Source organism: Kitasatospora sp. NBC_00458, assembly GCF_036013975.1.
Taxonomy (GTDB): Bacteria; Actinomycetota; Actinomycetes; order Streptomycetales; family Streptomycetaceae; genus Kitasatospora.
The window spans coordinates 5,697,403-5,719,475 of record NZ_CP107904.1; the positions used below are offsets into that span (position 1 = coordinate 5,697,403).

Genomic DNA, 22,073 nt, shown 5'->3' on the forward strand with positions numbered 1-22,073 from the left:
CGGGCCCGGCATATCGCCGTACCTGAGCGTGGGCCCCAGGCCGCTGGACCACTTCCGGATCCTGTACGTGTGCACCGGCAACATCTGCCGCTCGCCGATCGCCGAGCGGCTCACCCGGCGTGAGCTGGACACCCGGCTGAACCCCCGGGTGGCCGGCCGCATCCTGGTCGAGTCGGCCGGCACCTGGGGCCACGAGGGCGCACCGATGGAGGACCACGCCGCCACGGTGCTGGACGAGTACGGCGCCGACAGCGGCGGCTTCACCGGCCGCGAGCTGCTGGACGAACACGTGGTCGAGGCCGACCTGGTGCTCACCGCGACCCTGGACCACCGGGCCCAGGTCATCTCGATGGGCCACGAGGCGGGCCTGCGCACCTTCACCATGAAGGAGTTCACCCGCCTGGTCCGGACGATCGACCCGGGCACCCTGCCGGACCCGCGGCGCGGCGCCGACGTCACCGAGCGCGCCCGCGCCCTGGTCCGGGCCGCCGCCTCGCTGCGCGGCTGGCTGCTCGCCGCCACCCCGGAGTCGGACGAGGTGCACGACCCGTACGGCGCGCCGATCGGCATGTTCCGCAACTGCGGCGAGGAGATATTCCACGCCGTGGACCCGGTGGTGACCGCGCTCACCGGGGTTCGCGCGCGCTTCTGAACGGGGCGGGCCCCGGGGCGCGAAGCCCCGGCCGCGTCGCCCGCACGCCCGGGCGGGTGCACCCCGGCCCGCGCCGCCGTGCCGCTCCCGGGGGCCGGTCCTACGCTGGAGGAACCCTCACCCTCTCCCGGCCTCCGGCCGGGAGGCGCCCCCATGCCGCCCGGGAGCCCCGCCATGACCGTCACCGATGCCGCGACCGGCTCCACCGACACGACGGGGCGCCGGTGGGCGTCCGAGGCGCTCGACGAGGCCCTCCACCGGGCCGATCCGCAGCTCGCCGACCTGCTCGCCGCCGAGGCCGAGCGCAGGGCCGAGACGATCCAGCTGCTGGCGGGGGAGAACCTGACCAGCCCGGCGGTGCTGGCGGCGCTCACCGGGCCGCTGATCGACAAGTACGCCGAGGGCTACCCGGGCCGGCGCCACCACACCGGCTGCGCGCTGGCGGACGCCGCCGAGCTGCTGGCCGTCGACCGGGCCCGCGAGCTGTTCGCGGCCCCGCACGCCAACGTGCAGCCCCGCTCGGCCACCTCGGCCGTGCTGGCCGCCTACGCGGCGCTGCTGCGGCCCGGGGACACGGTGCTGGCGATGTCGCTGGAGCACGGCGGCCACCTCAGCTGCGGCTCGCGGGCCAACTTCTCCGGCCGGTGGTTCGAGTTCGTGGGCTACGGGGTGCGCCGCGAGGACGGGCTGGTCGACCTCGACCAGGTCCGCGAGCTGGCCCGCCGGCACCGTCCCAAGGCCATCATGGCCGGCTCCATCTCGCACCCCCGGCACCCGGACTGGGCCGCCTTCCGGGAGATCGCCGACGAGGTGGACGCCTACCTGGTCGCCACCGTCGCGCAGACCACCGGGCTGATCGCGGCCGGCCTGGCGCCCTCTCCGGTGCCGCACGCGGACGTCACCGTGGCCGCCACCCACAAACTGCTCCGCGGTCCGCGCGGCGGCCTGCTGCTCTGCACCGCCGAGCTGGCCGAGCGGATCGACCGGGCGGTCTTCCCGTTCAGCCAGGGCGGCGCCGCGATGAACGAGGTGGCCGGCAAGGCCGTCGCCCTGGCCGAGGCCGCCACCCCCGCGTACCGCGCGTACGCCCACCGCACCGTGGCGGGGGCGCGGGTGCTGGCGGCGGGGCTCGAAGCCGCCGGGGCGCGTCCGCTGACCGGCGGGACCGACACCCACCTGGTGACCGCCGACGTCGGCCCGCTCGGGGTGAGCGGCGCCGAGGCCGAGCGCCGCTGCTCCGCCGCCGGGCTGCTGCTCGGCAAGTGCGCGCTGCCGTACGACCCGGCACCGCCGTCCGAGGCCTCCGGCATCCGGCTGGGGACCGGCACGGTGACCTCGCAGGGCATGGGCGAGAGCGAGCTGACCGAGATCGCCGGACTGGTCGGACGCCTGCTCGCCGGGGGCACGGACGTCCGGGTGGGGGAGCGGGTGCGGGAGCTGGCGGGGGCCTTCGCGGGCCGCCGCTGAGCGGGTATCCGGTTCTCCTACCCGGTAGGGCGAACCGCGATGCACACCCCCGGCGTCCGACTCAATAAGGTGTGTGCTGTGGCGACGCACCTCGAACCCCGGACAGGCACGGGAGTACCTTCGGTACCCACCCGTCGGACAGTGCAGCAGGAGGCCAGTGGTGCGTGAGTATCTGCTGGTGCTGTTCTGCACCGCGGCCGTCACCTACCTGCTGACCGGCCCGGTCCGGAAGTTCGCCATCGCGGCGGGGGCGATGCCCCCGGTCCGCGCCCGTGACGTGCACCGCGAACCCACCCCGCGGCTCGGCGGCATCGCCATGTTCGGCGGCCTCTGCGCCGGCATCCTGGTCGCCTCCCAACTGGACAACCTGAGCAAGGTGTTCTCCCAGGGCACCGACATCCGCGCACTGCTCTCCGGCGCCGGGATCATGTGGCTGCTCGGCGTGCTGGACGACAAGTGGGGCGTGGACGCCCTGGTGAAGCTCGGCGGCCAGATGATCGCCGCCGGTGTGATGGTCTGGCAGGGCGTCACGGTGATCACCCTGCCGGTGCCCGGCGTCGGCCCGGTGGCGGTCAGCCCCACCCAGGGCATGGTCATCTCGGTCACCCTGGTCGTCGTCATGGTCAACGCGGTGAACTTCATCGACGGCCTCGACGGCCTGGCCGGCGGCATGGTCTGCATCGCCGCGATGGCCTTCTTCCTGTACTCCTACCGGCTCTGGTACGGCTACACGATCAGCGACGCCGCCCCCGCCGTGCTGTTCAGCGTGCTGCTGATCGGCATGTGCCTGGGCTTCCTGGTGCACAACCTGCACCCCGCCCGGATCTTCATGGGCGACTCCGGCTCGATGATGCTCGGCCTGATGCTGGCCGTGGCCGCGATCTCGATCACCGGCCGTGTCGACCCCGACCTGATCACCAGCGAGACCGGTTCGCAGACCGCCACCGTGCACGCCCTGGTGCCGATCTACATCCCGCTGCTGCTGCCCCTGACGGTCATCGCGCTGCCGCTGGCGGACCTGCTGCTCGCGGTGGTCCGCCGCACCTGGGCGGGCCAGTCCCCGTTCGCCGCCGACAAGCGGCACCTGCACCACCGACTGCTCCAGGTCGGCCACTCGCACAGCCGCGCCGTACTGATCATGTACTTCTGGGCCGCGCTGATCGCCTTCGGGACCGTCGCCTTCTCGGTCACCAACACCGGCCGCACCGTGGTGCTGACGCTGGCCGGGCTCTGCCTGGTCGGCCTGGTCGTGCTGCTCACCCCGCGGTTCCGGCCGCGGGCCCCGCGCGCGGTGCAGGCCTTCGTCCCGCCGCGCTACCGCCGCCGTCGGCCGGCCGGCCGGAAGGCCGCCCCGGTCACGGAGCGTGAGGACGGAGGCGAGGTCCTGACCGCCGCGTCCACCGCGTCCACCGAGTCCGCCGCGGAGGCCGCAGCCGCGCCGATGGCCGAGCCGATGGCCGAGCCGATGGCCGAGCTGTCCGCCGAGGACAAGCGACTGCTGGGCGGCGTGGCGAAGGGTTCCAGCGCGATCGGCGGCCGCGGGCACGGCAACGGCCGGCGCTGACCGGCACCGGAGCGAGGGCGTCCGAGCGCGGTCGGGCACGTTCGAGACCTGATCCGTTCGGGTGACTCTGTAGGGAGTCTGTGTGGCGAGCGGCACATCCGTAGGGTAAAGACCACATCAAATAGCTTGTGATACCGTTCACGAGGAGCCCGGGGCGTGGTCGAGAGCCTCTGCGTGAGGACTCGGATCCACGTAGGTCATCCTCCCGGTCCTAGATGTGAGTACTTGTCAGGTGTTCACGCTGTTCGACGTCCATTGCCCGACATGCCGCCGGAGTTGCCGACATGCCGTCCCATGACGCCCGGATCATCCGAGGCGCCGCAATCCCCACTGCGGTCGCCGGGATTGCCGCCATGGCGATCTCGACCGTTGTGGTCGGAGTCAAGGGGCTGTACGGCGCCCTGTTCGCAGCACTGTTGGTGATGGCGTTCTTCAGCGCAGGTCAAGCGGCCGTCGATCGTCTGAGCAGGGGGAATCCCCAGCTCCTGTTGCCGGTGGCCATGTCGGTCTACATGGCTCAGATCCTGCTGGTGGGGATCGTCCTGGCGGTCTTCAAGGGAACGACCGCCTTCGACACCAAGGTCTTCGGCTTCACCGTGCTGGGATGCACGCTGGTCTGGGCGGGTGCGGTGGTCCGCATCGGCATGAAGGCCAAGATCTTCTACGTGGAGACCGGCTCCTCCTCCAAGAAGGGGGACCCCCCGGAGCGTCAACCGTGACGCTGTCGCCTCCCCCCTCCGGGGAGGGGGCGGTGTCCGGCCCCCGGGCGACAGACTGCTATCGTCCGGGGCAGCCACGGGGTGTGGCATGCGGCTGGATCGTTCCACTGATCGGACGGATGGCGCTCCAGACCCCACCGTCTCCACAATCGCCGACAGGGCGAGGGCCGCGCTCCGGCGCCGCGCCCCGCTCTCACCGGCTCGCGAGACAAGAATCCAGTCAAAGTGCCGCACCGTGGCCGAGAGCCGCGCCGACACACCGAGGTTGCCGTAACTATGTGTCACGACGAAGGAGTCCGTGGTGAGTGCTGACAGGCTCACGCAGCTTGCCTCTGAGGCCAACTGCCACCTGTTCTCCGGCTGCGGCTTCCCGGCGCCCGGCCTGAACGAGTTCCAGTTCAAGCCGATCTTCACGATTGGCAGCGTCGAGTTCAACAAGCCGATGCTCCTGTCGATGATCGTCGCGCTCCTGGTCATCGGCTTCTTCTGGGTCGCGTTCGCCAGGCCGAAGCTCGTGCCGGGCAAGCTGCAGCTGGTCGCCGAGATCGGCTACGAGTTCGTCAAGCGAAGCATCGTGCTTGAGTCCATCGGCAAGCGGGGACAGAAGTACGTCCCGATGATGGTCTCGTTGTTCTTCTTCATCTGGCTTCTGAACGTGATGTCGATCGTCCCGTTCGTCCAGTACCCGGCTGCCGCCAACATCGCCTTCCCCGCAGCGCTGGCCCTGATCGTCTGGGTCACCTACATGGGGCTGACGTTCAAGACCCACGGTTTCGTGGGCGGCCTGAAGAACCTGTGCTGGCCGTCGGGCGTGCCCGGCTGGGTCATGTTCATCCTGGTGCCGATCGAGTTCGTCTCGAACATCTTCCTGCGGCCCTTCACGCTCGCGGTCCGGCTCTTCGCGAACATGTTCGCCGGCCACCTGCTGATCGTGATGTTCTCGCTCGCCTCCTGGTACCTGCTCTCCCCGAGCATCGGGGCGCTGTACGCCGGTGCCTCGTTCGCCGTGACGATCGCCCTGACCGCCTTCGAGCTGCTGATCCAGTTCCTTCAGGCATACATCTTCGTGCTCCTCGCCAGCACGTACATCGGCGGAGCGCTCGAAGAAGCGCACTGACGTCGAACCGGCGCCGAAGCGACGGCGCCGGCCCGCACGGGCAACTCCCGACCAAGACTCCCGGTGGCCAACCACCACCGGTTCCACCACGCATAAGGACAGTGTGAGATGCAGAACCTCGCTGAGGTCTCCGGTTCCGTCGCTTCCATCGGTTACGGTCTCGCGGCCATCGGCCCCGGCATCGGTCTGGGCCTCATCTTCGGTAACAGCGTCCAGGCCATGGCGCGTCAGCCCGAGGCTGCCGGCCTGGTCCGCACCAACATGTTCATCGGTCTGGCCGTGACCGAGGCGCTCGCGCTCATCGGCATCGTCATGCCGTTCGTGTTCGGCAAGTAGTCCGACACACCGGTAGCCAGTTTCGACGAAAGGTTCAGATATGAACCCCGTGGTCTTCCTCGCGCAGGAGGGGGAGGAGATGAACCCCCTCCTCCCCGCGTGGCCCGAGGTCATCATCGGCCTGATCTGCTTCTTCATCGTCTTCGGTTTCCTCGGCAAGAAGCTCCTCCCCAGCATCGAGAAGGTGCTGTCGGAGCGCCGGGACGCCATCGAGGGCGGCATGGAGCGTGCCGAGGCCGCTCAGGTCGAGGCCCAGGCCCTGCTTGAGCAGTACCGCGCCGAGCTCGCCGAGGCGCGCCATGAGGCCGCCAAGATCATCGAGCAGGCCCGCGAGCAGGGTGCCGCCCAGCTCGCCGAGATGCGCGAGGAGGGCCAGCGTCAGCGCGAGGCCATCGTCGCCGCCGGCCACGCCCAGATCGAGGCTGACAAGAAGCAGGCGACCGCCGCCCTGCGCCAGGACGTGGGCTCGCTGGCCTCCCAGCTGGCGTCCCGCATCGTGGGTGAGTCCCTTGAGGACCACGCGCGGCAGAGCGGTGTCATCGACCGCTTCCTGACCGAGCTGGAGGCCAAGGCCGCCGTTGCTCAGGGTGCGGCCAAGTGATCGGCGCCAGCCGTGACGCCCTCGCCGCCGGGCGGCAGAACCTGGAGAGCCTGACCGACTCCACCCCGGTGGACGCGGTCAAGCTCGCCGAGGAGCTCACCGCCGTCACGGCCCTGCTGGACCGTGAGGTGTCGCTCCGCCGCGTGCTGACCGACCCGTCCCGGTCCGGTCAGGACAAGGCGCAGCTGGTGTCCTCGCTGCTGTCCGGCCAGGTCTCCGGCGAGACGGCCGACCTGGTCTCCGGCCTGGTCCGCTCCCGCTGGTCGGGTGCGCGCGACCTGGTCGACGCGGTCGAGGAGCTGTCCTCGTACGCCGAGGTCATCGCCGCCGAGAAGGCCGGTGTCCTGGACGACGTCGAGGACGAGCTGTTCCGGTTCGGACGTGTGGTCGCGGGCTCGAACGAGCTCCGCTCCGCGCTGACCGACCCGAAGGCCGGTGCCACCGCCAAGGCGGAGCTGATCAAGAAGCTGCTCGGCGGCCGCGCCAACGCGGGCACCATCCGGCTGGTCACCAGCCTGGTCAACACCCCGCGTGGCCGTAGCCTGGAGCAGGGCCTGGAGTCCTACTCGAAGCTCGCTGCCGCACGGCGTGGGCGCATGGTGGCCCTGGTCACCAGCGCGGTGCCGCTGTCGGACGGCCAGAAGGAGCGCCTCGCGGGTGCGCTGGGCCGGCTCTACGGCCGCCGGGTGCACCTGAACATCGACGTCGACCCCGAGGTCGTCGGCGGTGTGCGGGTCCAGATCGGTGACGAGATCATCGACGGCGCCGTGTCGAGCCGGCTCGAAGACGCTCGCCAGTCGCTCGAAGGCTGAGCATCCGAAGCACATCCGACCCTCGGTCGGGAACCGGCTCCACCGGAGTCGGCAAATCGTACGGCCGGTTCGAGAGACCCGGCCGAGAGTCGAATACTTGCGGCCCTCATTGGCGGGCCGAGGATCGCAAACTAGGAGAGCAGGGAAGCCTGATGGCGGAGCTTACGATCCGTCCGGAGGAGATCCGGGACGCGCTGGCCGACTTTGTCCAGTCGTACCAGCCGGACGCCGCCTCGCGTGAAGAGGTCGGCACGGTCACTGACGCAGCGGACGGCATCGCGCATGTCGAGGGCCTGCCCTCGGTCATGGCGAACGAGCTGCTGAAGTTCGAGGACGGCACGCTCGGCCTCGCGCTGAACCTCGACACCCGCGAGATCGGTGTCGTCATCCTCGGTGAGTTCGGCGGCATCGAGGAGGGACAGACGGTGCGCCGCACCGGCGAGGTCCTCTCCGTGCCCGTCGGCGACGGCTACCTCGGCCGCGTCGTGGACCCGCTGGGCAACGCGATCGACGGTCTGGGCGACATCGCCGCCACCGGTCGCCGCGCCCTGGAGCTGCAGGCCCCGGGCGTCATGGCGCGCAAGTCGGTCAAGCAGCCGCTGCAGACCGGCATCAAGGCCATCGACGCGATGACCCCGATCGGCCGCGGCCAGCGCCAGCTGATCATCGGCGACCGCCAGACCGGCAAGACCGCGGTGGCCGTCGACACGATCATCAACCAGCGTGACAACTGGCGCTCGGGCGACCCGGAGAAGCAGGTCCGCTGCATCTACGTCGCCGTGGGCCAGAAGGGCTCCACCATCGCGTCCGTCCGTGGCGCCCTGGAGGAGGCCGGCGCGCTGGAGTACACCACCATCGTGGCCGCTCCCGCCTCCGACCCGGCCGGCTTCAAGTACCTCGCTCCGTACACCGGCTCCGCCATCGGCCAGGAGTGGATGTACGACGGCAAGCACGTCCTGATCATCTTCGACGACCTGTCGAAGCAGGCCGAGGCCTACCGCTCCGTCTCCCTGCTGCTGCGCCGCCCGCCGGGCCGCGAGGCGTACCCGGGCGACGTCTTCTACCTGCACTCCCGCCTGCTGGAGCGCTGCGCGAAGCTGAACGACTCGCTGGGCGGCGGCTCGATGACCGGTCTTCCGATCATCGAGACCAAGGCCAACGACGTGTCGGCGTACATCCCGACCAACGTCATCTCCATCACCGACGGCCAGTGCTTCCTGGAGTCCGACCTGTTCAACGCCGGCATCCGCCCGGCCGTGAACGTCGGTATCTCGGTCTCCCGCGTCGGTGGCTCCGCCCAGATCAAGGCCATGCGCTCGGTCGCCGGCCGTCTGCGCCTGGACCTCGCCCAGTACCGTGAGCTGGAGGCCTTCGCCGGCTTCGGCTCCGACCTGGACGCGGCCTCCAAGGCCCAGCTGGAGCGCGGTGCGCGCATGGTCGAGCTGCTGAAGCAGGGCCAGTACCAGCCGTTCCCGGTCGAGGAGCAGGTCGTCTCCATCTGGGCCGGCACCACCGGCAAGCTGGACGACGTCCCGGTCGCCGAGATCCGCCGCTTCGAGCGCGAGTTCCTGGACTACGTGCGCCTGCAGCACAAGGACCTGCTCGCCGGCATCGTCGAGACCGGTCTGCTCGCCGACGGCACCGTCGACGCGCTGACCGCCGCAGTCGGCGAGTTCAAGCAGGGTTACCAGACCGCTGACGGCAAGCTGCTCTCCGAGCAGGCCTGAGTCCGGTAGCGAGGGAAAGGACGTAACGACCCATGGGAGCACAGCTTCGGGTCTACAAGCGCCGGATCCGCTCTGTCACCGCGACGAAGAAGATCACCAAGGCGATGGAGATGATCTCCGCGGCGCGCATCGGTAAGGCGCAGCGCGCGGTGGCCGCCTCCACCCCGTACGCCGATGAGCTCACCCGGGCGGTGACGGCGGTGGCCACCCGGTCCAACGCCAAGCACCCGCTCACCAGCGAGAACCCGAACGCCGCGCGTGTCGCAGTCCTGCTGATCACGGCGGACCGCGGCCTCGCGGGCGGCTACTCGTCCAACGCCATCAAGGCCTCGCTGGCGCTCTCCGAGCGCCTGCGGTCCGAGGGCAAGGACGTGGTGACGTACGCCGTCGGCCGCAAGGGCGTCTCGTTCTACGGGTTCCGCGACCTCGCGGTCGCGGAGTCGTGGACGGGCTTCTCGGACAAGCCGACCTACGGCGACGCCAAGGAGGTCTCGGCGGCGCTGATCGAGGCCTTCACGGCCGAGACCGGCGGCGTGGACGAGGTGCACGTGATCTCGACCAAGTTCGAGTCGATGCTGACGCAGACCGCCGTCGAGACGCGGCTGCTGCCGCTGAAGCTCGACGAGGTCCAGCCCGGCGACGAGCCCTCGGCCAAGACGGAGATCTTCGCGCTCTACGACTTCGAGCCGTCGGCGGAGGGCGTCCTCGACGCCCTGCTGCCGCGGTACGTGGAGAGCCGGATCTACAACGCGCTGCTGCAGTCGGCCGCTTCCGAGCACGCCGCCCGCCGCCGCGCGATGAAGAGCGCGACGGACAACGCCGGCGAGCTCATCAAGTCGCTCACGCGGCTTGCCAACTCGGCCCGTCAGGCCGAGATCACCCAGGAAATCAGCGAGATCGTCGGTGGCGCCAACGCGCTCGCTGACGCGAGCCGCGGGAGCGAATGAGTATGACTACCACTGTTGAGCCGACCACGGCGACGGGCCGCGTCGCGCGGGTCATCGGCCCGGTCGTCGACGTGGAGTTCCCCGTCGACGCGATCCCGAACATGTTCAACGCCCTGCACGTCGAGGTGGACAACCCCGACGGCACGGGCAAGAAGGTCCTCACCCTTGAGGTCGCCCAGCACCTCGGCGACGGCCTGATCCGCGGCATCTCGATGCAGCCGACCGACGGCCTGGTCCGTGGTTCGCAGGTCAGCGACACCGGTGCCGCCATCTCGGTGCCGGTCGGCCAGATCACCAAGGGCAAGGTGTTCAACGCCCTCGGTGAGGTGCTGAACGTCGACAAGGACGAGTTCGAGTCGCAGGTCAAGGTCCGGTGGCCGATCCACCGCAAGGCCCCCGACTTCAAGGACCTTGAGTCCAAGACCGAGATGTTCGAGACCGGCATCAAGGTCATCGACCTCCTCACCCCGTACGTCACCGGTGGCAAGATCGGTCTGTTCGGTGGTGCCGGTGTCGGTAAGACCGTTCTGATCCAGGAGATGATCTACCGCGTCGCCGAGAACTTCGGTGGTGTGTCGGTCTTCGCCGGCGTCGGCGAGCGTACCCGTGAGGGCAACGACCTCATCGACGAGATGGTCGACTCGGGCGTTCTGGACAAGACCGCGCTGGTCTTCGGCCAGATGGACGAGCCGCCGGGCACCCGTCTGCGCGTCGCGCTCTCCGCGCTGACCATGGCGGAGTACTTCCGTGACGTCGAGAAGCAGGACGTGCTCCTCTTCATCGACAACATCTTCCGGTTCACCCAGGCCGGTTCCGAGGTGTCGACCCTGCTCGGCCGCATGCCCTCCGCGGTGGGCTACCAGCCGAACCTGGCCGACGAGATGGGCCTCCTCCAGGAGCGCATCACCTCGACCCGCGGTCACTCGATCACCTCGATGCAGGCGATCTACGTCCCCGCGGACGACCTGACCGACCCGGCCCCGGCCACCACCTTCGCCCACCTGGACGCGACCACCGTTCTGTCGCGCCCGATCTCGGAGAAGGGCATCTACCCGGCCGTCGACCCGCTGGACTCCACGTCCCGCATCCTCGACCCGCGGTACATCGCGGCGACCCACTACGAGACGGCCATCCGTATCAAGGGGATCCTGCAGAAGTACAAGGACCTCCAGGACATCATCGCCATCCTCGGTATGGACGAGCTGTCGGAGGAGGACAAGATCACGGTCCACCGTGCCCGTCGCATCGAGCGCTTCCTCTCGCAGAACACCTACGTGGCGAAGCAGTTCACCGGCATCGAGGGTTCGACCGTGCCGCTGTCCGAGACCATCGAGGCCTTCAACTCGATCGCGGACGGCAAGTACGACTCCGTCCCGGAGCAGGCGTTCTTCATGTGCGGTGGCATCGAGGACCTTGAGCGCAACGCCGCCGAGCTCGCGAAGAAGTAGTCGCGGCCGGTAGCAGCGGAGTGTGACCGTGAGGGGTGGGCCCCAGCCCTGGGACCCACCCCTCACGTCGCACCGGCTGTGATTCCGGTCAAATCCGTGCCGCCGGTTTCATGCCGGGGGCGCGGGCCCGTTATTCTTACCGAAACTCCCGAGTAATCGGGGGTTGCATGAGCCTAGGAGCCCACGTTGGCTGAGCTGCACGTCGAGCTGGTCGCAGCCGACCGCAAGGTGTGGTCCGGTGCGGCCACCATCGTCGTCGCCCGTACGGCCTCCGGTGACACCGGCATCATGGCGGGTCACACCCCGGTGCTGAGCGTGCTGGAGAGCGGTCCGGTCACGATCCGTACCACGGACGGCGGCACCGTGATCGCCGCAGTGCACGGCGGCTTCATCTCCTTCGCCGACAACAAGCTGTCTCTGCTCGCGGAGATCGCCGAGCTGGCGGACGAGATCGACGTCACGCGTGCCGAGCGCGCACTGGAGAAGGCCAAGGCGGACATCGACGCGCACGCCGAGCGGCGTGCCGAGGTCCGTCTGTTCGCGGCGCGTGGCCTCAAGGCCCACGCCTGAGTGTGCCCGACCCCGCCGGAGCGGGGTCGACCGACGGTCCCGGGGACGCCTGAGCGTGACCCCGGGACTGTCGTCTCAGTTGGTAGGTCAACGCGGTCGCTGGTACGACCGAAACGGGGAACGCGGGTAGCGAGGAGGTAGGTGAGCATGGTCCTCGCCCTTGTGGTGTGTGCGGCGGTCGTGGCGCTCGGTGTGATCGGGCTGGTCGCGTTCGCGGTACGACGCCGTGTGATCCAGCGGGTCGGCGGAACGTTCGACTGCAGTTACCGGCTCAAAATGCCCGCCGACGCCTCGACGCAGCCCGACCTCGACGAGAACGGCAAACCCACCTCGGCCCCGGTCCCCCAGACCGACGGCAAGGGGTGGGTTTTTGGTATCGGCCGGTACAGCGGTGACTCCATCGAGTGGTTCCGGGTCTTCTCGTACGCCCCGCGCCCGCGCAAGGTGCTCCCGCGCCGGGAGATTGAGGTGCTGGGCCGGCGCTACCCCGAGGGGCAGGAGGAACTGGCCCTGCTCTCCGGTTCGGTCGTGCTGCGCTGCCTGCACAACGGCGCGCCGCTGGAGCTCGCGATGAGCGACGACGCACTCACCGGCTTCCTCGCCTGGCTCGAAGCAGCCCCGCCCGGGCAGAGAGTGAATGTCGCGTAGCGACGACACTCTCGGGGTGGGGGTGCCCCCGGAGGGGCAACGTCGCGTAGCGACGGGATCCTCGGGCCGGGAGAGGGTTAACGCCGCCTAACCCCGCGGCTAGTCTTGGCCGCATGGTCAATCTGACGCGCATCTACACCAGGACCGGCGACGACGGCACCACGGCGCTGGGCGACATGAGCCGCACCAGCAAGACCGACCCGCGCCTGGTCGCCTACGCCGACGCCAACGAGGCCAACGCCGCGATCGGCGTGGCGATCGCGGCGGGCGGGCTGGCCGAGGACGTCGTCGCGGTGCTCACCCGCGTCCAGAACGACCTCTTCGACGTCGGCGCCGACCTGGCCACCCCGGTGGTGGAGGACCCGAAGTACCCGCCGCTGCGGGTGCTGCAGTCCTACATCGACAAGCTGGAGTCGGACTGCGACCACTACCTGGAGTCGCTGGAGAAGCTGCGGAGCTTCATCCTCCCCGGCGGCACCCCGGGCGCCGCGTACCTGCACCTGGCCTGCACGGTGGTCCGGCGGGCCGAGCGGGCCACCTGGGCGGCGGTCGAGGTGCACGGGGAGAGCGTCAACCCGCTGACCGCCAAGTACCTGAACAGGCTCTCGGACCTGCTCTTCATCCTGGCCCGGGCGGCCAACGGGGAGCGCGGCGACGTGCTGTGGGTGCCGGGCGAGAACCGCTGACTACTGCTGCCGGTCCTGCGGGATCCGCCAGCCGACCACCCGGCCGTCCTCGACGATCGAGCCGGCCGGCGCCTCCTTGGGCCAGATCGAGTAGCCGGCGGCCACGAGCAGGTTGATCCCGGCGATCAGGGCGAGCCGCAGGTACCAGCCGCTGAAGGTGGAGAAGTGGGCGGCTCCGGCGGAGAGCGGCACCATGAGGGTGATCAGGGCGAGCGTGACGCCGGCCGAGACCGTGGTCCGGCCGGCCACCTGCCACTCGTAGCGGGCCCGCGCGGCTCCGTACTTGGGCGGGCGCTGGGGCTTGGGGCCGCCGGCGAAGCGGTACTGGAAGTGCCGGTCGGCCCAGCGGACCAGGGACGGCCCGAACCCCAGGGAGAAGCCCGCGTAGCCGGCGGCCAGCGCGTGCGTCCAGCTCGCGGTGGCGCCGCCGCGCAGGTCGAGCACGGCGAGCGTGAACAGCGTGAGGTCCAGGACCGGCAGGCCGATCAGCAGGGCGGTGCTGAGGGTGCGCCTCCGCAGCAGGTAGCGGGCGGTGAGGGCCAGACCGAGGACCACCCAGAAGGCGACCTCGGCGGCGAGGATGAGGGTGACGATCATGGCGGGCTCCGGGTTGTCGGTCGGTGCTTCCAGCCTCCCGTGCGCGGGCCGGTGCGTCGTCGTCGCGGGAGCCGAGCGCGGGCTGCACCTTTCGATGTACCCGGGCTCCTCCCCGGACCCGAGTCGGGGGCCCGGCCGGGGATGATCTGATGGGGTGGTGCGCAGACCGACTCTCACCCCGCAGCAGGAAGACCGTGCGATCGCGCTCTTCGGGCTGCTCGGGGGCCTGTTCCTGATCGCGGTCAAGGTCTACGACGGGTCCGGGCACATCGCCCGCTGGACGGTCGTCCCGCCGCTGGTGGTGATGGCCTCGCTGGAGCTGGTCCGCCGGAGCCGGCCGGTCCTCATCGCGACGGTCGGCGGGATCGTCTTCGCGGTCAGCATCTTCAACGGGGCGCTCCTGGCGACGACCCTGATGTACACCGACCTGCTCTACGCCGCGGTGCTCTACGGCAATCCGAGGATGTCGCGGGTGCTGCACCTGACCGGTGCGGCCTCGGTGCTGGTGCTCTCGACGCTGGTGCTGATCTACAGCGACGCGCCGACGGCGGTGGCCGTCGTGGTGGTGGCCACGCTGGTCTACCTGGCGCCGGTCTGGACCGGCGACATCGTGCGCAAGCACCGGGAGGAGGCGGAGGCCCAGCGGCTGCGGGCCGAGCAGACCGCACTGCTCTCCGAGATGGACCGGCGGCAGGCCGTGGTGGCCGAGCGGGCGAGGATGGCCCGGGAGCTGCACGACGTGGTGGCCAACCACCTGTCGGCCATCGCGATCCACGCGACCGGAGCGCAGTCGGCGGCCCGGCGTCAGCGGCGTCCGGAGGACGACCCGCTGGTGGAGGTGCTGGCGGTGATCCGGGAGAACAGCGTCCAGGGGATGACCGAGATGCGCCGGATCATCGGCCTGCTGCGGGACAGCGGCGGGGGAGAGGCCGACGAGTCGTACGCCGCGCCCGACCTGGGGGCGGTCGACGCACTGCTGGCCAAGGCCCGGGCGGCCGGGGAGGACGTCGGGCTGGGCTTCGAGCTCACCGAGCTCGGCGACCGCGGGGAGCTGCCGGTGCCGGTGGGGCTGGCCGCGTACCGGATCGTCCAGGAGTCGCTGACGAACGCGCTCAAGCACGCCGGGCCGGGGGAGGTCCGGGTGCTGCTGGAGTTCCGGCCGCAGGAGCTGCTGATCGCGGTGGAGAGCCCGTTCCGCAGCGGCGCGGGGCAGTCGCTCCCGGGGGCCCGGGCCGGGCTGGTCGGCATGGCGGAGCGGGCCTCGCTGCTGGGGGGCAGCTTCGAGGCCGGTCCGGTGGACGGCTGCTGGAACGTCCGGGCGGTGCTGCCGCGGGCGCTGACGACCGAGGGAGAGGGAGGGCGGGCATGACGATCCGGGTGCTGGTGGCGGAGGACCAGGCGGCGGTCCGCACGGCGCTGGTGATGATCCTGCGGGCGGAGCCGGACCTGGAGGTGGTCGGGCAGGCCGCCGACGGTGAGGAGGCGGTCCGGCTGGCGCTGGAGCTGCGGCCGGACGTGGTCCTGATGGACATCCAGATGCCCCGGCTGGACGGTGTGTCGGCGACCCGCGAGGTGGTGGCGGCCGGGGTCGCCCAGGTGCTGGTGCTGACCACCTTCGACCTCGACGAGTACGTCTACGGTGCGCTGCGGGCTGGGGCGGCCGGGTTCCTGCTGAAGGACCTGGAGGCGGACACCCTGGTCGAGGGCATCCGCACGGTGGCGCGGGGGGACGGCATGCTGGCTCCCTCGGTGACGCGGCGGCTGATCGGCACCTTCGCGCGTCCGGAGCGGCAGGTGGGGCCGGCGGCCAGGGAGGCGGTGGCCGGGCTGACCCCGCGCGAGCGCGAGGTGCTCACGTACATCGGCGCGGGGCTGTCCAACGGCGAGATCGCCCGGCGCCTGGAGATGGCGGAGGCGACCACCAAGACGCACGTCAGCCGGATCCTGGCGAAGCTGGGGCTGCGCAGCCGGGTGCAGGCGGCGATCCTCGCCCAGGATCTCGGGCTGACGATCTGATCAACCGACCTTCTCACCTGCTCGGGTCCGGCGCAGATCACACCTTCGGATGGCCCCACACCAGCCGTTCGGGCACTAAAGTCCGGCCCAAGAGCGACGCGGCTCGGCGCCGGTGATCCCTGCCCTGAGCCGCCTTCAGGGCCCGCCCGCAGGGGCGGCGAGGGCATCGGGAGACCAAGCCATGAGCAATGTGTCCAGTAAGCGGATCGCCGTGATCGGTGCCGGCCTGATGGGTGCGGGCATCGCCCAGGTCTCCGCGCAGGCGGGACACCCCGTGGTCCTGCGCGACGTCACGGAGGAGGCGCTCCAGCGCGGCCTCGCCGGTATCCGCGCCTCGTACGACAAGTTCGTCTCCAAGGGCCGGCTGACCGCCGAGGAGGCCGAGGCGGCGCTCGGCCGGATCACCACCACCACCGACCTGGACGCGGTCTCCGAGGCCGACATCGTGGTCGAGGCGGTCTTCGAGCGGCTGGACGTCAAGGAGGGCGTCTTCAAGGAGCTCGACAGGCTCGCCAAGCCGGGTGCGGTGCTCGCCTCCAACACCTCCGCGATCCCGATCACCCGGATCGCCGCCGCCACCGGCCGCCCGGAGTCGGTCGTCGGCGTGCACTTCTTCTCCCCGGTGCCGCTGATGAAGCTGGTCGAGCTGGTCCGCGGCTACAAGACCAGCGACGAGACGCTGGCCGCCGCCCGGGCCTTCGCCGAGGGCGTGGGCAAGGACGTCGTGGTGGTCAACCGTGACGTGGCCGGTTTCGTCACCACCCGCCTGATCACCGCGCTGGTCGTCGAGGCGGCCAAGCTGTACGAGTCGGGCGTCGCCTCCGCCGAGGACATCGACGCGGCCTGCCGGCTCGGCTTCGGCCACCCGATGGGCCCGCTGGAGACCGCCGACCTGACCGGCGTGGACATCCTGCTGCACGCGGCGCGCAACATCTACGAGGAGACCCAGGACGAGAAGTTCGCCGCCCCGGAGGTCATGGCCCGCATGGTCACCGCCGGCGACCTGGGCCGCAAGAGCGGCCGCGGCTTCTACCCGTACCCGGCCAAGTGACGGACCGGCGCCGGTGAGACCGACGAACGGGTGAGGCCGGTGGCCCGGCGGGCCGTGCGGGCGAGCACCGCACGGCCCCCCGCCGGGGCGGGTGAGTTTCCTCACGCCCGTGTCGCAGACGGGTGATTTGGGCGGTAATCGAGCGTAGGTGTGGAGACATCCTGCGTATATTCCCTCGGACGAGTGAAGTTGCTTCAGATCTGGCCGGAACCAGCAACCCGCGGGGCTGGTTCGCCGTCAGATGAGGGGGAACCCGGGATTCCGGCCGGGGCCGGGCGTGGGGCCGCAGGCCCGCCCGAATCGGCACCGTCATCGATACCGACACCGACCAGCCACCGACACCGACACACCCGCACCCGGACCCGGCACGGCCGGGACGGACGCGGCGGAACGACCCCGACCAGGCCCGCCACGCAGGCCCGCCACGCGGAGGAGGAGAGCATGCGCATCACCGGCAACCACGTGGCGCTGGCCATCGAAGGCCGCCTCGACGTGCGCACCGCCGCCGACGCGCGGTCCCGGCTGCACCAGGCCGTCGACGGCGGCCTCGGCGACCTCGTGCTCGACCTCGCCCGGCTGGAGTCCTGGGACGCCACCGGCCTCGGCGTCATCATGGGCACCCACCGCCGGGCCGGCCGGATCGGCCGCCGGCTGGTGCTCCGCTCCGTCCCCGCCCAGCTCCAGCGGCTGCTGGTGGCCACCCGGCTGCACCGGATCCTCGCCGTCGAGGGCATGGTCGTCGAACCCCGCGGCGCGACGCTTCCCGTCCTCTGACCTGCGGACACGCCGTGGCACGGGCGGCCGGAGCCGGTCCGGCGCTGCGCGGTCGGGCGAGGATGTGCGAGAGTCTGGCGTCATGAGACGGCCGCCGGGACCACGCCCGGCCCCCCGGCCTTCGGCCCGGAGGCGCCCCCGGTCCGCAGGCGGCCGCACGTAGTCGTCGGCTTGAGCGTGGGGCGGAGCAGATCGTGGGACAGCCATCCGGTGAGTTCCGGCAGGAGGCCGTACGGACCCGGGGCGGTGAGCTGGTCTCCGGTGGGCTGCTGGTGACCGTCGGCACCCCGGAGGGGTCCGAGGTGCGCCCCTGCCCCGACGAGTGGCGGCCCAGCCCCCGCCGGACCGGGCCCAGCGGGCCCGCCCGGGGCCCGGCCGGCGACGCCGGCCGCCAGGTCGGCCCGCTCGCCCTCGGCGCCGGGCCCGCCGACCTGCCGCTGCTCGACCGCGAGGCCGACGTGGCCCAACTGCTCGGGATGCTCGCCGAGGGGCGCTCCATACGCCTGGTCGGCCAGGCCGGATCCGGCCGCAGCGCCCTGCTGTCGGCCGTCGCCGAGGCGGCCGGCGACCTCGCCCCCGGCGGCGTCGTCCAGCTCTGCGGCCACCGCCGCACCGGAGCCGACCTGCTCCAGGACCTCTTCGCCGCCACCCACCACGCCCCCGGCTTCCGCCCCGACCCCGGTCAGCTCGCCGAGCACCTCGCCCGGGTCGGCGCGGTCGTCGTCATCGACGAGGTCGAGCCCTCCGGCCCGGAGCTGGAGGAGCTCCTCGCCGCCGCGCCCGACTGCGCCTTCCTGATCTCCGTCGCCCCCGACAGCCCGCAGCTGACGCCGGACTCCCGGCTCCGGGACCACCTGGTCGCCGGACTCTCCCGGCCCGCCTGCCTCGCACTCGCCGCCCGGCTGGCCGGACGGCCCCTGGACGCGGCCGAGAAGGCCTGGGCGGTGGACCTCTGGTTCGAGTCCGAGGGCCTGCCGCTGCGGTTCGTCCAGGCCGCCGCGCTGCTCCGGCAGCGGGACGTCGCCGTGGACGCCCTGGTGGCCGCCGAGGACGACCGGCTGGACGTCTTCGGCGCCGTCCGGGAACCGGTCCGCGACCCCGATCCGGCGGTCCGCGAGGCCGCCCTGCGGGGGAAGGTCCCGCTGCCCTCGGTCGCCGAGTCCACGCTGCCCGCCGTCCGGCTCGCCGAGGGGCTCGGGGAGACCGCGCAGGCCGTGCTGCGGCTCGCCGTGGCGCTCGGCGGCGAGTGCCCGACCGCCCCGCACCTGCCCGCGCTGATCGACGTCGGCCAGGGCGAGAGCGCACTCGCCGAACTCGCCGACGCCGGGCTCGCCGTCTCCATCGGCGGTCACCACCGGCTCACCGCCGGGGCGCTGGAACTGCTCGCCCCGCACTGGCCCGCCCGCGGCAGCGTCGACGGCGCGGCCCAGCACTTCGCCTGGTGGGTCGGGCACTCCTCGGTCTCGCCGGCCCAGATCGCCGCCGAGGCCGAGGTGGTGATCGGGGTGCTGCTCGCCGACCGGGCCGCCGGGCGGCACGCCGCGGTGGTGCGGCTGGCCAGGGCGGCGGCCCCGGCGCTGGCGCTGGCGCTGCGCTGGGGGGCCTGGGAGCGCGCCCTGGAGCTGGGCCTGGAAGCCGCCCGGAAGAGCGGTGCACGGGCCGACGAGGCCTGGTTCCACCACGAGTTGGGCGTCTACGCGATCTGTGTGCACGAACCCGGGCGGGCCACGGTCGAGTTGGAGGCCGCGCTCGCGCTGCGGGCCGCCCTCGGCGAGCCGCGCGGGGTGGCCGGTGCGCGCCGGATGCTCGACCTGCTGCGCGCCGACGGGCGGCAGCTCCCGCCCGCCGGGGCCGCCGGCTCGGCGCCCGCCCGGCGGCCCGTCATCCGGGTCATCCGGCAGGTGCCGCTGCGGCTCAGGGCCACCGCCGGCCCGGGCCGGACCAGGCGGACGGCGATCGCCGCCTCGGCGGCCGTGCTGGCGCTGGGGGTGCTGGGCACGGCGGTCGCGATGACGGCCGGCGGGGAGTCGAAGGGCAAGGACCCGCACAGCAGCAGCGACGACGGCTCCGTCCTGACCGGCACCCAGCCGTCGCCGCGTCCGGGGAGTCCCCGGCCGACGGCCTCGGAGGCCTCCTCGGCGGCCGCGTCGGAGGCTCCGGGGTCCTCCCCGGCCGATGCGTCCACGGCGGCGGAGGAGGAGGCCCAGGAGCCCTCGGCGGGCGGCAGCGGTTCGCCGTCCCGGTCGGCCTCGCCCTCGGCGTCGAAGCGGCCGAGCCGGTCGCCGAGCACGGGTACGGGCAGTACGGCCCCGCCGTCCTCGCCGCCGGGCCAGTCGCCGCCCGCGGGCGGGACGGCCGGCGGGGCGGGCGGCACGGGCGGCAACCCGCCGCCCCCGGTGGGCGGTACGGCGGGCGGTGGCACCGGCGGTGGCGGCACCGGCGGCGGTGGCGCGGCCGCCGGGGGAGGCGCCAACGGCGGGAACGCGAACGGCGGGAACACCGGCGGGACCCAGCCCACCGGCGGCACCGGGACGACGACCGCCCCGCCGTCGACGCCCCCGCCGACCGAACAGCCGAGCACGCCGCCACCGGTGACGCCGACGGACACGACGAGTCCGACGGCGTCCACGACGTCACCGCCGCCGCCGACCCCCTGAGGGGCCGGCCCGGCGGCGGGTCAGAACAGCTTCAGCTTGTCGTCGTCGATGCCGCGCAGCGCGTCGTAGTCCAGCACCACGCAGCCGATGCCCCGGTCGGTGGCCAGGACGCGGGCCTGGGGCTTGATCTCCTGCGCGGCGAAGACGCCCTTCACCGGGGCCAGCAGCGGGTCCCGGTTGAGCAGTTCCAGGTAGCGGGTGAGCTGTTCGACGCCGTCGATCTCGCCGCGCCGCTTGATCTCGATCGCGACGGTCGCGCCGTCCGAGTCGCGGCAGAGGATGTCGACCGGGCCGATCGCGGTCGGGTACTCGCGGCGGATCAGGGACCAGCCGGCGCCGAGCACCTCCATCCGGTCCGCGAGCAGTTCCTGGAGGTGCGCCTCGACGCCGTCCTTGATCAGGCCGGGGTCCACCCCGAGCTCGTGGGAGGAGTCGTGCAGCACCTCCTCCAGGGTGATGATGAGCTTCTCGCCGGCCTTGTTCACCACTGTCCAGACCCCGTCGGCCTCCTTGAGGACGCACGGCGGGGACATCCAGTTGAGCGGCTTGTAGGCACGGTCGTCGGCGTGGATGCTGACGCTGCCGTCGGCCTTGACCAGGATGAGCCTGGTGGCGGAGGGCAGATGGGCGGAGAGCCGACCGGCATAGTCGACTGAGCAGCGGGCAATTACGAGACGCACGGTCGACCACGCTAGCCCACCGGGGCCAGTTGATGCGATTCCGCGACGACCGGGTGAAGAATCCGCGAACCCCGCGAACATGGATGCCCTGCGATCCCGCGAAAGCCTGTCGGCACCCTGGCGGCCACCACCATTGGCAGCTACGGTGTGTGACGGCTTGCTTGCGGGATCGCCGTCAACGGGGATGGAGACTTCAGATGAACGATCCGACGGGATCCGGCCATTCCGGTGCACCGGGGCTCATTCCCGGAGCAATCAACCGGAATCGCCGGTCCGGCCCGCCGTTGGCTGCCACGCTGTTCTGAGCGGCCGGCGCCCCCGACCACGTCCCTCGACGGGTCCTCGGCGCAGCCGCCTCGGCGCGGTGCCGGAAACACGGCCGTCCGACGGAGTCACACCCGTCCGACGGTGTTCCGGACATCACGCGCTTCCACCCTCACCCTCAGCTTGGACTTGGACTACGCACCACCACCCGGGCGCCGCGCGGGTGGACCGCGAGAGGAGAATCCATGTCGCTCGACGTCTCACCGGCTCTTCTGGAGAAGGCCGAGCGGGACGAGGTCGACGAGCGGGAGTTCGTCGACTGCGTCCGCGTCTCCCTGCCGTACGCCTGGGACCTGATCAGCTCGCTGGTCGCCCAGGCGAAGGTCGACGGCACCGACTTCGCCGACAACCAGGTACCTCCGCCCAGCGAGCAGGCCCGCGGCCAGCTCCTGCGGGCGCTCGCCAGCGACGCCATCCGGGGTGCCCTGCAGCGGCACTTCGGGGTCCAGCTGGCCTTCCAGAACTGTCACCGGGTGGCGGTCTTCCTGCCGTCGTCCGCCAACAAGAAGCGGTACGAGCGGTTCACCTCCGTTCGGGCACAGCTGCTCAACCAGTCCGAGGAACTGCGGGACTGCTGAGCCGTACTCCCGCCCGCCCGCCCCTGCGGCGGCCCGGGGCGGGACCGGTGCCCGGCGGGCTCCGCGCAGGCGGGCGGGAGTCCACGGCCCGGTCCCGTGGCC

General features: G+C 71.6%; 22 protein-coding genes. 20 read left to right on the forward strand and 2 right to left on the reverse strand.

Going from position 1 to position 22,073, the window contains the following annotated elements; genetic code table 11:
* The first annotated feature begins 10 nt into the window (after positions 1-10).
* From OG550_RS23785 to OG550_RS23850, 14 genes are all read left to right on the forward strand, one after another.
* On the forward strand, positions 11-652 hold the full coding sequence (locus OG550_RS23785; protein WP_327684092.1) for an arsenate reductase/protein-tyrosine-phosphatase family protein: 642 nt from the start codon (positions 11-13) through the stop codon (positions 650-652).
* A gap of 174 nt (positions 653-826) precedes the next feature.
* Positions 827-2,119, forward strand: coding sequence for a serine hydroxymethyltransferase (glyA, locus tag OG550_RS23790; protein WP_327680714.1), 1,293 nt, complete (start codon positions 827-829; stop codon positions 2,117-2,119).
* 160 nt (positions 2,120-2,279) lie between these two features.
* Positions 2,280-3,683 (forward strand): MraY family glycosyltransferase, encoded by a 1,404-nt coding sequence (locus OG550_RS23795; protein WP_327680716.1) that lies wholly within the window; start codon positions 2,280-2,282, stop codon positions 3,681-3,683.
* 353 nt (positions 3,684-4,036) lie between these two features.
* Complete coding sequence (locus OG550_RS23800) at positions 4,037-4,402, forward strand: hypothetical protein (RefSeq protein WP_327680718.1); 366 nt, start codon at positions 4,037-4,039, stop codon at positions 4,400-4,402.
* A gap of 301 nt (positions 4,403-4,703) precedes the next feature.
* Entirely contained in the window at positions 4,704-5,519 is an 816-nt protein-coding gene (gene atpB / locus OG550_RS23805; RefSeq protein WP_327680720.1) for a F0F1 ATP synthase subunit A, read from the forward strand.
* A gap of 108 nt (positions 5,520-5,627) precedes the next feature.
* A complete protein-coding gene (atpE, locus tag OG550_RS23810) occupies positions 5,628-5,855 on the forward strand; it encodes an ATP synthase F0 subunit C (protein ID WP_327680722.1) in 228 nt (75 codons plus the stop codon).
* 40 nt (positions 5,856-5,895) lie between these two features.
* Positions 5,896-6,456 (forward strand): F0F1 ATP synthase subunit B, encoded by a 561-nt coding sequence (locus OG550_RS23815; protein WP_327680724.1) that lies wholly within the window; start codon positions 5,896-5,898, stop codon positions 6,454-6,456.
* Complete coding sequence (locus OG550_RS23820) at positions 6,453-7,268, forward strand: F0F1 ATP synthase subunit delta (RefSeq protein WP_327680726.1); 816 nt, start codon at positions 6,453-6,455, stop codon at positions 7,266-7,268. The genes OG550_RS23815 and OG550_RS23820 overlap by 4 nt, the downstream gene beginning before the upstream one ends.
* Positions 7,269-7,420: 152 nt before the next feature.
* Entirely contained in the window at positions 7,421-8,995 is a 1,575-nt protein-coding gene (atpA, locus tag OG550_RS23825) for a F0F1 ATP synthase subunit alpha (protein ID WP_327680727.1), read from the forward strand.
* Between the two features lie 32 nt (positions 8,996-9,027).
* Complete coding sequence (locus OG550_RS23830; protein ID WP_327680729.1) at positions 9,028-9,942, forward strand: F0F1 ATP synthase subunit gamma; 915 nt, start codon at positions 9,028-9,030, stop codon at positions 9,940-9,942.
* 2 nt (positions 9,943-9,944) lie between these two features.
* Positions 9,945-11,390, forward strand: coding sequence for a F0F1 ATP synthase subunit beta (atpD, locus tag OG550_RS23835; protein ID WP_327680731.1), 1,446 nt, complete (start codon positions 9,945-9,947; stop codon positions 11,388-11,390).
* 186 nt (positions 11,391-11,576) lie between these two features.
* Positions 11,577-11,960, forward strand: coding sequence for a F0F1 ATP synthase subunit epsilon (locus tag OG550_RS23840; protein ID WP_327680733.1), 384 nt, complete (start codon positions 11,577-11,579; stop codon positions 11,958-11,960).
* A 147-nt stretch (positions 11,961-12,107) separates the two neighbouring features.
* Positions 12,108-12,608 carry a DUF2550 domain-containing protein gene (locus OG550_RS23845; RefSeq protein ID WP_030302766.1) on the forward strand — a complete coding sequence of 167 codons (501 nt, stop codon included), beginning with the start codon at positions 12,108-12,110 and terminating at the stop codon, positions 12,606-12,608.
* A 113-nt stretch (positions 12,609-12,721) separates the two neighbouring features.
* Positions 12,722-13,294, forward strand: coding sequence for a cob(I)yrinic acid a,c-diamide adenosyltransferase (locus OG550_RS23850; protein ID WP_327680735.1), 573 nt, complete (start codon positions 12,722-12,724; stop codon positions 13,292-13,294).
* On the opposite strand, the gene OG550_RS23855 is transcribed toward OG550_RS23850, so the two are convergent.
* A complete protein-coding gene (locus OG550_RS23855; RefSeq protein WP_327680737.1) occupies positions 13,295-13,891 on the reverse strand; it encodes a hypothetical protein in 597 nt (198 codons plus the stop codon).
* Positions 13,892-14,048: 157 nt separating this feature from the next.
* On the opposite strand from OG550_RS23855, the gene OG550_RS23860 reads away from it, so the two are divergent.
* The 5 genes from OG550_RS23860 to OG550_RS23880 all read left to right on the forward strand — a co-directional run bounded on the left by OG550_RS23860 (position 14,049) and on the right by OG550_RS23880 (position 20,389).
* On the forward strand, positions 14,049-15,260 hold the full coding sequence (locus OG550_RS23860) for a sensor histidine kinase (protein WP_327680739.1): 1,212 nt from the start codon (positions 14,049-14,051) through the stop codon (positions 15,258-15,260).
* Positions 15,257-15,907 carry a response regulator transcription factor gene (locus OG550_RS23865; protein WP_327680741.1) on the forward strand — a complete coding sequence of 217 codons (651 nt, stop codon included), beginning with the start codon at positions 15,257-15,259 and terminating at the stop codon, positions 15,905-15,907. Before OG550_RS23860 ends, OG550_RS23865 begins: the two co-directional genes overlap by 4 nt.
* A gap of 181 nt (positions 15,908-16,088) precedes the next feature.
* Positions 16,089-16,958 (forward strand): 3-hydroxyacyl-CoA dehydrogenase family protein, encoded by an 870-nt coding sequence (locus OG550_RS23870; RefSeq protein ID WP_327680742.1) that lies wholly within the window; start codon positions 16,089-16,091, stop codon positions 16,956-16,958.
* Between the two features lie 441 nt (positions 16,959-17,399).
* Positions 17,400-17,732 (forward strand): STAS domain-containing protein, encoded by a 333-nt coding sequence (locus tag OG550_RS23875; protein ID WP_327680744.1) that lies wholly within the window; start codon positions 17,400-17,402, stop codon positions 17,730-17,732.
* Between the two features lie 194 nt (positions 17,733-17,926).
* Positions 17,927-20,389, forward strand: a complete 2,463-nt coding sequence (locus tag OG550_RS23880) for an ATP-binding protein (RefSeq protein ID WP_327680745.1) — start codon at positions 17,927-17,929, stop codon at positions 20,387-20,389.
* Between the two features lie 20 nt (positions 20,390-20,409).
* Here OG550_RS23880 and nucS read toward each other — a convergent pair whose 3' ends face one another.
* A complete protein-coding gene (nucS, locus tag OG550_RS23885) occupies positions 20,410-21,069 on the reverse strand; it encodes an endonuclease NucS (protein ID WP_327680747.1) in 660 nt (219 codons plus the stop codon).
* Between the two features lie 509 nt (positions 21,070-21,578).
* Here nucS and OG550_RS23890 point away from each other — a divergent pair.
* Positions 21,579-21,971, forward strand: a complete 393-nt coding sequence (locus OG550_RS23890; protein ID WP_327680749.1) for an SCO5389 family protein — start codon at positions 21,579-21,581, stop codon at positions 21,969-21,971.
* The last annotated feature ends 102 nt before the right edge of the window (positions 21,972-22,073 follow it).

Excerpts from the sequence above, each read along its gene's own strand:
- OG550_RS23855 (WP_327680737.1), bottom strand. The coding sequence starts at position 13,891 with ATGATCGTCACCCTCATCCTCGCCGCCGAGGTCGCCTTCTGGGTGGTC.
- atpE (WP_327680722.1), top strand. The coding sequence starts at position 5,628 with ATGCAGAACCTCGCTGAGGTCTCCGGTTCCGTCGCTTCCATCGGTTAC.
- OG550_RS23865 (WP_327680741.1), top strand. The coding sequence starts at position 15,257 with ATGACGATCCGGGTGCTGGTGGCGGAGGACCAGGCGGCGGTCCGCACG.
- OG550_RS23870 (WP_327680742.1), top strand. The coding sequence starts at position 16,089 with ATGAGCAATGTGTCCAGTAAGCGGATCGCCGTGATCGGTGCCGGCCTG.
- OG550_RS23850 (WP_327680735.1), top strand. The coding sequence starts at position 12,722 with ATGGTCAATCTGACGCGCATCTACACCAGGACCGGCGACGACGGCACC.
- OG550_RS23830 (WP_327680729.1), top strand. The coding sequence starts at position 9,028 with ATGGGAGCACAGCTTCGGGTCTACAAGCGCCGGATCCGCTCTGTCACC.
- OG550_RS23890 (WP_327680749.1), top strand. The coding sequence starts at position 21,579 with ATGTCGCTCGACGTCTCACCGGCTCTTCTGGAGAAGGCCGAGCGGGAC.
- OG550_RS23875 (WP_327680744.1), top strand. The coding sequence starts at position 17,400 with ATGCGCATCACCGGCAACCACGTGGCGCTGGCCATCGAAGGCCGCCTC.
- atpA (WP_327680727.1), top strand. The coding sequence starts at position 7,421 with ATGGCGGAGCTTACGATCCGTCCGGAGGAGATCCGGGACGCGCTGGCC.
- OG550_RS23845 (WP_030302766.1), top strand. The coding sequence starts at position 12,108 with ATGGTCCTCGCCCTTGTGGTGTGTGCGGCGGTCGTGGCGCTCGGTGTG.
- OG550_RS23800 (WP_327680718.1), top strand. The coding sequence starts at position 4,037 with ATGGCGATCTCGACCGTTGTGGTCGGAGTCAAGGGGCTGTACGGCGCC.
- OG550_RS23815 (WP_327680724.1), top strand. The coding sequence starts at position 5,896 with ATGAACCCCGTGGTCTTCCTCGCGCAGGAGGGGGAGGAGATGAACCCC.
- glyA (WP_327680714.1), top strand. The coding sequence starts at position 827 with ATGACCGTCACCGATGCCGCGACCGGCTCCACCGACACGACGGGGCGC.
- atpD (WP_327680731.1), top strand. The coding sequence starts at position 9,945 with ATGACTACCACTGTTGAGCCGACCACGGCGACGGGCCGCGTCGCGCGG.